This is a genomic window from Leifsonia williamsii, assembly GCF_030433685.1.
GTDB lineage: Bacteria > Actinomycetota > Actinomycetes > Actinomycetales > Microbacteriaceae > Leifsonia > Leifsonia williamsii.
In genome coordinates this window covers 202921-215841 of the sequence record NZ_JAROCF010000001.1, presented here as the reverse complement: position 1 = coordinate 215841, position 12921 = coordinate 202921, and the positions used below count along the sequence as shown (strand labels likewise).

Sequence of the window (12921 nt, the reverse complement as noted above, 5' to 3'; positions counted from 1 at the left end):
GAACCATGCTAGAGGTCGGGCCGGTGGGAAGATGGCCGCATGGCCCGAGCGAAGATCCCCGACGCCGAGGGCGGCGCCGCCGTCAGGGCGGCCCGTGCCGGAGATGCCCCGCGCGACACGACCGCCACCGCCGTCCGCTACCTGCTGCAGCTCCTCGCCGAGCGCGCCCCCGGCAACACCGTGGAGGTGCGGGTCCCGCCGTTCGGCGCCGTCCAGTGCATCCCCGGTCCCCGGCACACCCGCGGCACCCCGCCGAACGTCATCGAGACCGACCCGGCGACCTGGCTGGCGCTCGCCGCGGGCGACCTGAGCTGGGACGACGGGGTGGCGTCGGGCGCCGTGCACGCCTCCGGGCAGCGCGCCTCGCTGGAGGGCCTCCTCCCGCTGCGTTTCTGACGCGGCGTCGTCCCAGCCTCCGTCTGGGAGAATGGGTGCATGAGCAACGACCCGGAAGAAGGCGCCACCGTCACCGAGGCGCAGGTGCGCGTGCGCCGGTCGCCGCGCTACTTCCGGTTCATGCTCACCGGCGCGATCCTGTTCGCGATCGTCGCGCTCATCCTCACCTTCGCCTTCCCGGAGAACCCGACATACGACCGCGGCGCGGTCTTCGGCTTCCTGCTGGCGATCTGCGTCGTCGTCGGCATCACCCTCGGCGCCGTGCTGGCGCTCATCCTCGACCGGATGACGGCGAGGAGGGCGCGCGACGTGCGCGCGGATAGAATCGACGTGCACGTCCCCGAAGAGCCGAAGCCGGGCGACCCGCCCGTCGAGAGCTGAACATCCCCCAAACCTCGAGAAAGGGGTTCCCCGTGGCCGGTGGCGACGGTCTTCTCAGTCACGATCTGCTGCCCGGCGAGAAGGGACCCCAGGACGCCTGCGGCGTCTTCGGCGTCTGGGCCCCCGGCGAGGAGGTCGCCAAGCTCAGCTACTTCGGCCTCTACGCGCTCCAGCACCGCGGCCAGGAGTCGGCGGGCATCGCGACCAGCGACGGCTCCAAGATCCTGATCTACAAAGACATGGGCCTGGTCTCGCAGGTGTTCAACGAGAACGCGCTCAACTCCCTCCCCGGCCACATCGCCGTCGGGCACACGCGGTACTCGACGACCGGGGCCTCCAGCTGGCAGAACGCGCAGCCCACGCTGGGCCGCACCTCCAGCGGCACGGTCGCGCTCGGCCACAACGGCAACCTGACCAACACCGCCGAGCTCATGGACCTGGTGCACGAGCGCTACCCCGAGCTCGACGGCGAGCTCACCCGCGGCAACACGACCGACACCGCCGTCGTCACCGCGCTGCTGACCGGCGACCTCGACCACACCCTGGAGGCGACGGCGCTGGAGGTGCTCCCGCGACTGCGCGGCGCCTTCTGCCTGGTCTTCATGGACGAGCACACCCTCTACGCGGCCCGCGACCCGCAGGGCGTGCGCCCGCTGGTGCTCGGCCGCCTGGAGCGCGGCTGGGTCGTCGCCTCCGAGACCGCGGCGCTCGACATCGTCGGCGCGAGCTTCGTGCGCGAGGTGGAGCCGGGCGAGCTGATCGTCATCGACGAGAACGGCCTCCGCAGCAGCCGCTTCGCCACCGAGAAGCGCGCCGGCTGCGTCTTCGAGTACGTCTACCTCGCCCGCCCCGACACCACCATCGCGGGTCGCGGCGTCTACGAGGCCCGCGTCGAGATGGGCCGCCAGCTGGCGCGCGAGCACGAGGTGGAGGCCGACCTCGTCATCCCGACGCCCGAGTCGGGCACCCCGGCGGCCATCGGCTACGCGCAGGCCTCCGGCATCCCGTTCGGGCAGGGCCTGGTCAAGAACTCGTACGTGGGCCGCACCTTCATCCAGCCGTCGCAGACCATCCGCCAGCGCGGCATCAAGCTCAAGCTGAACCCGCTCAAGGAGGTCATCAAGGGCAAGCGCCTCGTGGTGGTCGACGACTCCATCGTCCGCGGCAACACGCAGCGCGCGCTCGTCTCGATGCTCCGGGAGGCCGGGGCGGCCGAGGTGCACGTCCGCATCTCCAGCCCGCCCATCACCTGGCCGTGCTTCTACGGCATCGACTTCGCCTCCCGTGCCGAGCTCATCGCCACCGGCCTGGGCGTGGAGGAGGTGCGCCAGTCGATCGGCGCCGACAGCCTCGGCTACCTCTCCGAAGACGGGATGATCGGCGCCACCGAGCAGCCGCGCGAGCGCCTCTGCACGGCGTGCTTCACGGGCAAGTACCCGATCGAGCTGCCGGACGCCCACCACCTCGGCAAGAACCTCCTGGAGCGCCCCGCCGTCGCCGCGACCGACGACGGCTCGGACGCGACCTCGGACGGCTGCGAGCCGGGCCCCGACGCCGAGTACGAGCGCCTCGTCTCGTACGGCGACCCGGGGCGGCAGGAGTAGCACTCGACTCCCGCGGCGACGTAACTGGCATCTGATACTTTTGATGTCATGAGCGTCATCCGCGGTTCCGTCGTCCCTCTTTCACGTTCTCTCGGGCGGCGGCATCCGCGGCGGCGGCTGCTCGCGGTGGCGCCGGGTCTCGTTGGCGCCGCGGTGCTGGTACTGTCAGGCTGCGCTGGGCCCGGCACGGCCGCCACGGCGACGCCCGTGCCGTCGGCGAGCGACTGGTCGTACAACGGCGCGACCGGGCCGGCCCACTGGGATGCGGTCGCGAAGACGTGCCGCAACACCAGCGCCTCCCACGAGTCGCCCATCGACATCGTCACGGGCACGTTGAAGAGCGGCTCGGCCACGCAGGCCGTGCGCATCGACTACCACCCCACCTCGTTCACGGTGGAGAACACCGGACACACGGTGGAGGCCGTCCCGGCCGACCTCACCGCCGACGCCATCGAGCTCGACGGCACCCGGTACTTCCTCCAGCAGTTCCACTTCCACGCCACCAGCGAGCACACCGTCGACGGCAAGCACGCGACCGCGGAACTCCACCTCGTCCACAAATCCAAGCAGGGCGAGGTCGTGGTGCTGGCGGTCCTGCTCGACCCGGGTGCCGACAACCCGGCACTGGACGAACTGCTCGGTGCCATCCCGACGTCGGGCAAGGAGGCGGAGCTGACCCACGCCATCGACGCGGCGGCCCTGCTGCCGGCGGGGTCGGCGAGCGCACAGTACGAGGGTTCGCTGACGACCCCGCCGTGCACGGAGGGTGTCCGCTGGAACGTCTACCTCTCGGGCGTCACCCTCTCGACGGCGCAGCTGCGCGCCCTGACGGAAGCGTATGCCGGCAACCACCGGCCGGTGCAGCCGCTGCACGGCCGCGAGGTGACGCGAGTGCCTGCGGCCTGACGCCGCCTCGCCGCCCCACCCCGACCCGCCCCGGTACGATTGTCCGGTGACCGACAGCAGCGCATCCTCGTCCGCCTCCTACGCCGCCGCCGGCGTCGACACGGCCGCGGGGGATCGCGCCGTCGAGCTGATGAAGGCTGCGGTCGCCCGCACGCAGGGCCCCGAGGTGTTCGGCGGCGTCGGCGGGTTCGCCGGGCTGTTCGACGTGTCGTTCCTCAAGGACTTCCGCCGCCCGCTGCTCGCCACCTCCACCGACGGCGTCGGCACGAAGGTCGCGATCGCGCAGGCGCTCGACAAGCACGACACGATCGGCCAGGACCTCGTCGGCATGGTCGTCGACGACATCGTCGTCGTGGGCGCGCGTCCGCTGTTCATGACCGACTACATCGCCTGCGGCAAGGTCGTGCCGGAGCGCATCGCCGCCATCGTCGCGGGGATCGCCCGCGCCTGCGAGGAGACGGGCACGGCGCTCGTCGGCGGCGAGACGGCCGAGCACCCCGGCCTCCTCGGGCCGGACGACTACGACGTGGCCGGCGCCGCCGTCGGTGCTGTGGAGGCCGACCGGCTGCTCGGCGCAGAGCGCGTGCGCGACGGCGACGTGGTGCTGGCGCTCGCCTCCTCGGGCATCCACTCGAACGGGTTCTCGCTCGTCCGCCACATCCTCGCCCAGCGCGGCATCGCCTTCACCGACCGTCTGGACGAGTTCGGCGGCGTCGTCGGCGAGGCGCTGCTGGAACCGACCCGGCTCTACACCGCCCCGCTGCTGCGCGTGTTGCAGGACGCCGCCCTCGGCGACGCGATCCACTCGCTCAGCCACGTCACCGGCGGCGGCATCGCGGCGAACCTCGCGCGCGTGCTCCCCGTCGGCTCGTGGGTGGAGGTCGACCGCGGCACCTGGTCGCCGACCCCGGTCTTCCGCGTCCTCAGCGACCTCGCCGGCAGCACCCTGGAGTCCGCCGAGGGCACCTGGAACCTCGGCATCGGGATGTTCGCCGTCGTCGCCCCGGAGGCGGCGGACGCCGTGGCCGCGGCGATCACCGCCGACGGCATCCCCACCTGGCCCGTCGGCACGGTGTCGATGTCGGCGCGCGACCTCACCGGCTTCGAGCAGGGCGCGAAGGGCGTGGACGGCGGCGCGGTCCGGCTCGTGGGGGCGTACGCGGAGTAACCCGGCCGCGCCCGGCTTCGGCCGCCCGCGCGCTGAGCCCACAACGGACGGACGAGGGGCGTCGTGGTGCCGGTATTCGCGTGGAATCGCGGCAGAACGACGCCCCTCGGCGGACGTTCCGGCTCGTGCCCCGTTCTGGTCGGAGCGGACGAGGCCCCGACCTCGCTAGAGTGGCGGCGTGAGCCGCTCGTCCCTCCGCCTGCGCCTGGCGTGCGGCGTGAGCCTCGCGGCGGTGACCCTGCTCCTGACCGCTGGGCCGGCGCTCGCGAGCGGTGGTGAGCAGAGCGGAGGCGCCTCCGCGGCGAGCCCGCTTGCCGCCGCTCCCGGCGCTCCATCCACGCCATCTGCGACTCCCTCCCCGAGCGCCGACGCCTCGGGGCTGACCCCGCTGGTCGACTGCGTCCAGGATGCCCCGCTCGGCGACGTGGTCTCGCGCACGATCGTGCTCGGCTACCGGTCGACCGCCTCCGCCGCCGTCACCGTTCCGGCGGGAGGCGGGGCGAACGACATCTCCGCAGGCGCCGCCGACCGCGGCCAGCCGACCACGTTCCAGCCGGGCGAGCACCACGGCGTCGCGCTCCTCTCGCTCGACGCGCGCGCTGAGCCGTCGCTGCAGTGGCGACTCGGCGGAGCGGTCGCCGCGCTCGACGACTCCGCTCCCGCCTGCACCGCGGCGACCACCGTGACGCTCGCGCTGCCCGACGGCGTGGAGGCGGGATCCGCGTTCACCGCCACCGCCGCCGTCTCGCGGCTGCTGCTGGCCGCTCCCGCGGGAGGAAGCGTCCAGTTCTCGGTGGCGGGCGCCGCCCCGGTCAGCGCACCGGTCGTCGGCGGCCTCGCGCGCGCGGACCTCACCGTCACCGCTGCCGGCCGCCACACTGTCACCGCACGCTTCGTGCCGGAGGAGGGCTCGGGCATCCTCCACTCGACCGCCTCCGGCGAGGTGCTGGCGTCCGCGCCGAGCGGCCCTCTCATCGTGGCCGTCAACAGCGTTGTCGCGGGCAGCGCCTCCGCAGTGGTGACGGTCTCCCGCTCCACGGCCGCGGGGGAGGCGTCGGTCGACCTCGCGACGGCCGACGGCACTGCGCGGGCCGGCGTCGACTACACGGCCACGGCGACGCGAGTGACCCTCCACGACGGCGTGCGCTCGGCGACCGTGCGCGTCCCGTTGCTGGCCCGGCCGGCGGGGTCACCGGCGGGCACCTTCTTCGTGCTGCTGCAGCGCGCCTCCACCGCCGTCACCACGGCCTCGGCGACCGTGCGGCTACCTGCCGTGGCCGCGCCGCCCGCCCCCGCTGCGGTGGGGACGGGAGGCGCTGCCGGCTCGAGCGTGTCAGCGACCGTCTCCGAGCAGACCGTCGACGGCCCGTCGTCCGCACTGCCCGCCGCCGACCCGACCGCCGTGGGCGAGACGCCCGCCGGTCAGGACCTGCTGCTGATGATCGTCGCGGCCGCGCTCACGGGTGCCGGCGTTCTCGGGGTCGTGAGCGTCGTCCGGGGCGTCGGGATGCGGGACGCCCGCGCCTGATGGCGATGCCGGTGTCGCCGTGGGGTGCTGGCGGCGCCCGCGTGGCGTCGAGGGGCCGGGCGGCCGTGAAGCGACGCTCGACGCGCGGTCAGGGCCAGGGTGCCTTGCCCGCGAGCTCGTCGCGAACGACCTGCGCCACGCGCGTCAGGAGGGCGCCGATCTGCACCGCTGCGCCTGCCGCGACAGCCGCGCCCACCCGGACCTCAGGCGCGCACCAGACCTCAGGCGCGCTTGGGCGTCTCGGTCTCCGTGTCCTCGTAGTCGTCTTCGGGGTCGTAGCCCTCGGGCTCGTACTTGTCCGCCCAATCGTCGTACTGATGATCCTCGTGGTGAGAATGTCCGGTCAACTCACGCTCGAGAGCGTCGTAGTTGACGTCCGGGCTGAAGGACTTCAACTGGCGAGCGATCTTGGTGTGCTTTGCCTTCTGACGGCCGCGCCCCATGCGTGACCCCCTTTTGGTCCCGCCCGGGCGAGTGGCTCCCGGGAATCGAACAGAAACAAGAAAACTAGCATCGAGTTTAGCATGCAGGCCCTAGTGGGCCTGGAGTCGGCGCACAGCGAGGAATGGTGGGATGAGCGCGTGACCACGACCAGGATCCAGACCCAGGTGGTGATCATCGGCGCGGGGCAGGCGGGCCTCGCCGTGGCCTACTATCTGCGCCGGTTCGAGCTGGCTCCCGGGGTCGACTTCATCGTCTATGACCGGGGTCCCTCGACCGGCGGCGCCTGGCAGCATCGGTGGGACGCCCTGAAGCTCGGCAGCGCCCACCACGTCAACGATCTGCCGGGGATGGCGGAGCTCGGGCTCAGCTTCTCGACCGCCGACCGCTCCCTCCCCGCGCGGGACATCGTGGCGGGCTACTACCGCCGCTATGAGGAGCACTTCGGCCTCGACGTGCACCGCCCGGTGACCGTGGACAGCGTCTTCAACGAGGGCGCGGACCTGGTCGTCCGGCACAGCGAGGGCGAGACGGTCACCCGGGTGGTCGTGAACGCGACCGGGACGTGGGGTGCACCCTTCGTGCCCTGGTACCCGGGGATGAACGAATTCCGCGGCCGGCATGTGCACACGTCCACCTACCGCTCGGCCGAAGAGTTCGCTGGCCAGTCGGTCGTCGTCGTCGGCGGTGGCACGAGCGCCATCGGGTTCCTGCTGGAGCTGGAGGGGGTGGCGTCGTCCCTGACGTGGGCGACGCGACGCCCGGTGGACTTCCGCGACGAGTCGGAGCTGACCATCGAAGGCGGCGTGGCGGCCGTCGCGATGCAGGACGCCGCCGCCCGCGCGGGGAAGGCCCTGCCGAGCATCGTCTCCGGCACCGGCGTGCCGCGCACCCGGCGCATCGCCGCCGGGGTCGAGCGCGGGCTGCTCGTGGAGCGGCCGATGTTCACGCGCATCGAGCCCGACGGCGTGCGCTGGCCGGACGGCTCGTTCACCCTGGCCGACGCGATCATCTGGGCGACGGGCTTCCGGCAGGAACTGCGCCATCTCGCACCCCTCAAGCTGCGCGAGAAGGAGGGCGGCCTCACCGTCGGCTCGGGAGCCTCCTGGCAGGACCCGCGCATATTCCTCGCCGGCTATGGCCCGCAGGCGAGCACGATCGGGGCGAACCGGGCCGGCCGCGTGATCGCCCGCCAGATCATGGCGCAGCTGTAGCGCCACTCGCCCCGCGGCGTACGCCGCGCGCCACTCGATCGCTCGCGCGTGCGCGCGATTTCGCGCCGACCCAGCCGAGTCAGCGCACTCCCGCGGCGGCAGCCAGTGGCCACCGGGCGACGCGAGTACGCGCGAATTCGCCCGGAACCCGCCGAGTACTCGCACTTTCCGCGCACTCGGGAGTCGGTGGCCGTCGGGGCACGCGTCGAGTACGCGCGAACTCGCGCCCGACCCGTCGAGTACGCGGACTTTGCGCGTACTCGCGGGTCGCCGTCGGGACGGGGCGAGACGAGGCCGCGCCGCTCGGGTGGGCGGCGCGGCCTCCGCCGTGCGCAGGGGGCGACGGGGTCTCTGGGGCGACCGTTACGGAACGTCGACGTCGCGGGGCTCGCCCGCGAAGCGCAGGCCGGAGACGCGGATCGCGCCTGCGGCCGGGTCGGGGGCGATGTCGAAGCGGCCGCCCGGGGCGTCGGCGCGCAGGCCGAGGCGCGCCGTCAGCACCGCGACGGCGGCCGCTGCCGACCACGCCTGCGGGCGGCACGCGGCGGGGTAGGGGATGGGCGCGCGCGTGTCGGCGGCGCTGTCGCCCGAGTGCAGCTCCGGCATGCGGTAGCCGAAGCCCTCCGCCGCTGCCAGGAGTCCGTCGGCGAGCGAGGCCGCCTGCTCCGTGTGGCCTTCACGGGCGAGGCCGGCGATCGCGATCGCGGTGTCGTGCGCCCACACGCTGCCGCCGTGGTAGCTCAGCGGCCAGAAGCCGCCGGCCGCGCTCGACATGGTGCGCAGGCCGTAGCCGGACGCGAGCTCCGGCGACACCAGCCGGTCGGCGATGAGCGCCGACTGCTCGGGCGTGAGGATGCCGGTGCCGAGGAGGTGGCCCATGTTGCTGGTCACCGAGTCCACGGGCCGCTTCGCCGCGTCGAGCGCCACCGCGGGGTAGGCGCCGGCCGGATCGTCGATCCAGAACGACTCGGCGAACCGCGCCTTCAACGCCTCCGCCCAGGCGCGCCATTCGTCGGCGCCGGGACGACCGAACGCCTCCAGCAGCGCCGCGCCGCCCATCGCGGCCTCGTACGCGTAGCCCTGCACCTCGCACAGCGCGATGGGGCCGTCGGCCAGGGAGCCGTCGTTCCACTGGATGGAGTCGCCCGAGTCCTTCCAGCCCTGATTCGCAAGCCCGTGGCCGGTGGTGTCGACGTACTCGAGGAACCCGTCGCCGTCGCTGTCGCCGTAGTCGCGCATCCAGGCGAGTGCCGCCTCCAGGTGCGGGAGCAGCGCCTCCACCTCGGCGGCGGGCATGCCCCAGCGCCAGGCGTCGTGCAGCAGCATCGCCCAGAGCGCCGTCGCGTCGACCGTGCCGTAGTACAGGGGAGGGAGGACGACGCCCTCGCCGGGTATCTCCAGCACCGATGGCCGCAGCTCGTGCATGATCTTGCCGGGCTGCTCGGCGGTCTCGGCGACCTCGGCGGTGCCCTGCAGCTGCGCGAGCACGCGGAGGGTGGAGGCGGCGAGCTCGGTCCCGAGCGGAAGCAGCATCCGCGCCGCCCAGATCGAGTCGCGACCGAACAGCGTGAAGAACCACGGCGCTCCCGCGGCGAGGAAGACGTCGCCCGGGCGATCCGTCGTCGACATGCGGAGCGCCTGGAGGTCGGTGACCGCCTGCTCCAGCCATGCTGCGAGCCGCGAGTCGCCCGTGCTGGCGCGGAAGGCGGCCCACTCGTCGGAGGGGGCGGCCCCCGCCACGACGGCGGTCGGGTCGTCGACCTCCACCTGCCAGGCGACGACGACCTCAGTGCCTCCCGCGACCTCCACGGGCCAGCGGAGCCGAACCGAACCGTCGGTCGCGTCGATCTGGGCACCCTCGGCGCTGACCCGCGCGGAGACGCGGCCGGAGCGGAACACGACGCCGCCCTCCTCCGCCACTGTCTCGACGGGATGCTCCGCGCCGGTGAGGCCCGCCTTGATGCGCTGCATGGCGGTGAAGTCGGCGGCGACCTCCACCTCCACGGTCGAGGTGACCGGGGTGCGGAGGGCGTTGCGGAGCACGATCGTCTCGCGCAGCACGCCGGCGCGGACCTCGCGCGTGCGGTCGAGGCGCACGCGCGGGTCGGCCGTCTCGTCGTCGATGCCGCGGGCGAGCGACGTGAAGACGGCGGTCGCGGCGTCGGGAGATGCCGTGGCGATGTGCTCCAGCGCCGAGCCATCGAGCGACAGCCCGATGCGGCCGAGCACGCGCAGATCGGAGTGGTAGAAGCCCTGGATGCCCGCGCCGTCCACCGTGCCGTCGGGCCTCGACCAGGCCTGGCTGGGCGCGGTCAGGACCACGACGCTGTCGTGGAGGAGCGGTTGGAGCGGCTGGGTCATCGTGCGGCGGGTGCTTCCTGGTCGAGTGGTGCGGATGGGAGAGGGGGAGTCGGGAGGCCGGAGCCGGCGGGGCCGACGCCGGAGGTGCCCGGGGCGGAGCCGGAGGCGCCGGGCAGCAGCCGCGGCTCGAGCCGCGACTCCACCGCCTCGGCGCCGGATCGCTCGACGCGCCAGACGGCGGCGCCGGGGCGCTCCGTGACGATGTCGACGACGCGGGCATCCTGGTACACCAGGCCCGTGCCCTCTTCGAGGGCGTACCCGCCGGGCAGGCCGCCGGTGCTCACCGCTGCGAGGTGCGCCGGTCGTCGCGCCGGTTGGGAGTCCCAGTGCACGGCGAGCGAGCCGGGGACGAATCCGAGGCCGTCGCGGACGGCGGAGACGGCGGGGCCGTACGAGGAGGTCGTGCCTCCCTCGTGCCAGCAGAGCGCCCCCGCCGACCCGCCGGCGAGCACGACGCCCGCCTGCCAGGCCTCGCGCAGCAGCGCGTCGAGCCCGTGAGCGCGCCAGACGGCGAGCAGGTTCACGACGCTGCCGCCGCTGACCCAGACGACGTCCTGAGCCAGCAGGTGCGCGCGCAGGTCCGGGATGTTCGGGTGCGGGAAGAAGCGGATGTGGCTCGCATCGACGTCGGCCGCCCGCGCGGCCTCGAGCTCTGCGCCCTCGACGTGCCGCTGGTCGCCGCCCGCGGTGTTGAGATGAGCGACGCGGGGCCGCCGCCCCTTCACCCGGGCGAGCTCGATCGCGTGCAGCAGGAGGGGCCCGTAGACGGAGTCCGTCCACGTGCCGCCGTCGAGCCCGCCGCAGGTGGCGAGGATGGTGGGTCGTTCGGCCGTCACTCCTTCACCGCTCCCTCGCTCGAGTTCATGATGCGGCGCTGGAAGATGAAGAACATCACGGCCACCGGGATGGTCATGATCGCCGCCGCGGCGAGCTTGAGCGGGTACTGACTGCCCTGGCTGAGCTGACCGCTGGCGAGGCCGGCCACGCCCTTGGTCAGGGTGGTGAGGCCCGGATCCTGCGTGGAGACGATGAAGTGCGCCAGCTCGTTCCACGATCCCTGGAACGACAGGATGATGATGGTCACGAGGGCCGGCCGCGCCATCGGCAGCACGATGGACCAGAACACGCGGAACGTGCCGGCGCCGTCGATCCTGGCCTGCTCCTCCACGCTCGTGGGGATGGACTCGAAGAAGCCCTTCATGATGAAGACGCCGGCGGCATCCGTCAGCAGCGGCAGGATCATGCCGGTGTAGGAGTCGTAGATGCCGAGCTGGTTGATGACGAGGAACTTCGGGATCAGCAGCACGACCGCCGGCACGGACATCACAGCGACGAGCGCGGCGAAGATCACGCCGCGGCCCCGGAAGTGCAGCCGGGCGAGTGCGTAACCCGCGAGCGAGTCGAAGAACACGCGGCCCAGCGTCACGAACACCGTCACGATGACGGAGTTGCCGAACCACACCGGGAAGTCGGAGTTCACGAACAGCCGCGTGTACGCGGCGTTGGTGAACGTCTCGGGGATGAGGGAGATCGGGTTCGCCGAGGCGTCGGCGTCGGTCTTGAACGACGTCGCCAGCTGGATGAGGAACGGCATGATGTAGATCACCGCGAGCACGACGAGGATCGCGTACGTGATCGAGGTGGCCACCACCGTCCCGGTGGAGCGGCGGCGCGGGCCGGGCGCCCGGTGCGGCGTGATGGGCGACGCTGTGGCGTCTGCGGGGATGGACTGTGTCGCGGTGGTCATCGCCGGGCTCCCTTCGTGCGGGCGTCGTCGCCGCCGGCCGGCGCCGAGCCGCCCGCGGTGGATCCGCCGGCGTTCGCCGCTGCGGTAGCGGCCGAGATGGCCGGCTGGTACAGCCGCAGCCGGCGCTTGGAGACCGCGCGCTCCGCCAGCACCCAGCGCTGGAACAGGGTGAACAGCACGATGATGACGAACAGGATGAAGGCGATCGCGGCGCCCTGACCCCACTCCTGGTCGACGAACGAGGTCTTGTAGGAGAGGTAGGCCGGCGTCAGCGTCGTCTTGCCGGGGGCGCCGCGGCCGCCGGTGTAGATCTGGTCGAACACCTGCCAGCAGCCGATGAGGCCGAGCGTCAGCACGGTGAACAGGGTCGGCCGGAGCTGGGGGAGCGTGATGCGCCAGAACCGCTGCCAGCCGTTCGCGCCGTCCATCATGGCCGCCTCCGTCACGTCGCCGCCGAGGTTCTGGAGGGCGGCGATGAACAGGAGCATGAAGGTGCCGCTGGTCGTGAATATCGCCATGATGATGTACACCGACATGGCGACCGAGGGCCCGCCCAGCCAGTCCCACCAAGAGATGCCGAGCATGTCGTTGCCGGTGAGGGCCTGCGGCCCCTGCGTGACGCCGAAGACGCCGAGCAGGTTGTGGATGATTCCACGGGGGTCGTTCAGCCAGTTCGGCCCGTGGATGCCCAGCCACGACAGCGCCTTGTTGACCGCTCCCGAGGTGGAGAACAGGAAGAGGAAGAGCACGGTGATCGCGACGGAGCTGGTCACCGAGGGGAAGTAGAAGGCGGTGCGGAAGAAGCCGCGACCGCGCAGGACGGCCCGGTTGACCAGCACGGCGAGGAACAGCGCCACCGCCGTCTGGATCGGCACCACGAGGATGACGTACCAGGCGTTGTTCTTGAGCGACATGCCGAAGTCCTGCTCGGCCAGGCCGCCGCCGGCGAGGAGCTGCCGGTAGTTGTCGAGCCCGACGAAGTTCACGTCGGAGGAGAAGGGGCTGCCGCGCCCGCCCCAGTCGGAGAAGCTGACCCAGAGCGCCATCAGGACGGGGACGACGAGGAAGACGCCGAGCAGCAGGATGACCGGGGCGGTGAACAACCACCCCGAACCGGCCTCGCCGCGCCGGATTCCGGAACGGCGAGACCGACTCGTGGCGTTAGACATGATGCT

At 72.5% G+C, this 12921-nt stretch carries 12 protein-coding genes; 7 read left to right on the top strand and 5 right to left on the bottom strand.

What is annotated here, in order from left to right; all coding sequences use genetic code 11:
- The first annotated feature begins 39 nt into the window (after positions 1-39).
- From P5G50_RS00940 to P5G50_RS00915, 6 genes are all read left to right on the top strand, one after another.
- A complete protein-coding gene (locus tag P5G50_RS00940) occupies positions 40-396 on the top strand; it encodes a sterol carrier family protein (RefSeq protein WP_301209816.1) in 357 nt (118 codons plus the stop codon).
- A 39-nt stretch (positions 397-435) separates the two neighbouring features.
- Positions 436-777, top strand: a complete 342-nt coding sequence (locus P5G50_RS00935) for a hypothetical protein (protein WP_301209815.1) — start codon at positions 436-438, stop codon at positions 775-777.
- A 32-nt stretch (positions 778-809) separates the two neighbouring features.
- Positions 810-2381, top strand: a complete 1572-nt coding sequence (gene purF, locus P5G50_RS00930; RefSeq protein WP_301209814.1) for an amidophosphoribosyltransferase — start codon at positions 810-812, stop codon at positions 2379-2381.
- 48 nt (positions 2382-2429) lie between these two features.
- Entirely contained in the window at positions 2430-3287 is an 858-nt protein-coding gene (locus tag P5G50_RS00925) for a carbonic anhydrase (protein ID WP_301209813.1), read from the top strand.
- 46 nt (positions 3288-3333) lie between these two features.
- Positions 3334-4455: a phosphoribosylformylglycinamidine cyclo-ligase gene (purM, locus tag P5G50_RS00920; RefSeq protein ID WP_301209812.1), complete on the top strand. Its 1122-nt coding sequence runs from the start codon at positions 3334-3336 to the stop codon at positions 4453-4455.
- 178 nt (positions 4456-4633) lie between these two features.
- On the top strand, positions 4634-5983 hold the full coding sequence (locus P5G50_RS00915) for a Calx-beta domain-containing protein (RefSeq protein WP_301209811.1): 1350 nt from the start codon (positions 4634-4636) through the stop codon (positions 5981-5983).
- A gap of 221 nt (positions 5984-6204) precedes the next feature.
- On the opposite strand, the gene P5G50_RS00910 is transcribed toward P5G50_RS00915, so the two are convergent.
- Positions 6205-6426: a DUF3073 domain-containing protein gene (locus P5G50_RS00910; protein WP_301209810.1), complete on the bottom strand. Its 222-nt coding sequence runs from the start codon at positions 6424-6426 to the stop codon at positions 6205-6207.
- A gap of 138 nt (positions 6427-6564) precedes the next feature.
- Here P5G50_RS00910 and P5G50_RS00905 point away from each other — a divergent pair, with 138 nt between their 5' ends.
- The gene (locus tag P5G50_RS00905) at positions 6565-7638 is read left to right on the top strand and encodes an NAD(P)-binding domain-containing protein (RefSeq protein ID WP_301209809.1); all 1074 of its coding nucleotides are present in this window, start codon (positions 6565-6567) and stop codon (positions 7636-7638) included.
- A gap of 363 nt (positions 7639-8001) precedes the next feature.
- Here the strand turns inward: P5G50_RS00905 and P5G50_RS00900 are convergent, their stop codons facing one another.
- The 4 genes from P5G50_RS00900 to P5G50_RS00885 are packed head-to-tail and all read right to left on the bottom strand — an operon-like array spanning position 8002 to position 12915.
- Positions 8002-9999: a glycogen debranching N-terminal domain-containing protein gene (locus P5G50_RS00900; protein ID WP_301209808.1), complete on the bottom strand. Its 1998-nt coding sequence runs from the start codon at positions 9997-9999 to the stop codon at positions 8002-8004.
- A complete protein-coding gene (locus P5G50_RS00895; protein ID WP_301209807.1) occupies positions 9996-10835 on the bottom strand; it encodes a Type 1 glutamine amidotransferase-like domain-containing protein in 840 nt (279 codons plus the stop codon). Before P5G50_RS00895 ends, P5G50_RS00900 begins: the two co-directional genes overlap by 4 nt.
- Positions 10832-11746, bottom strand: a complete 915-nt coding sequence (locus tag P5G50_RS00890; protein ID WP_301209806.1) for a carbohydrate ABC transporter permease — start codon at positions 11744-11746, stop codon at positions 10832-10834. The genes P5G50_RS00895 and P5G50_RS00890 overlap by 4 nt, the downstream gene beginning before the upstream one ends.
- The gene (locus P5G50_RS00885) at positions 11743-12915 is read right to left on the bottom strand and encodes a carbohydrate ABC transporter permease (RefSeq protein ID WP_301209805.1); all 1173 of its coding nucleotides are present in this window, start codon (positions 12913-12915) and stop codon (positions 11743-11745) included. Before P5G50_RS00885 ends, P5G50_RS00890 begins: the two co-directional genes overlap by 4 nt.
- Positions 12916-12921 lie beyond the last annotated feature (6 nt).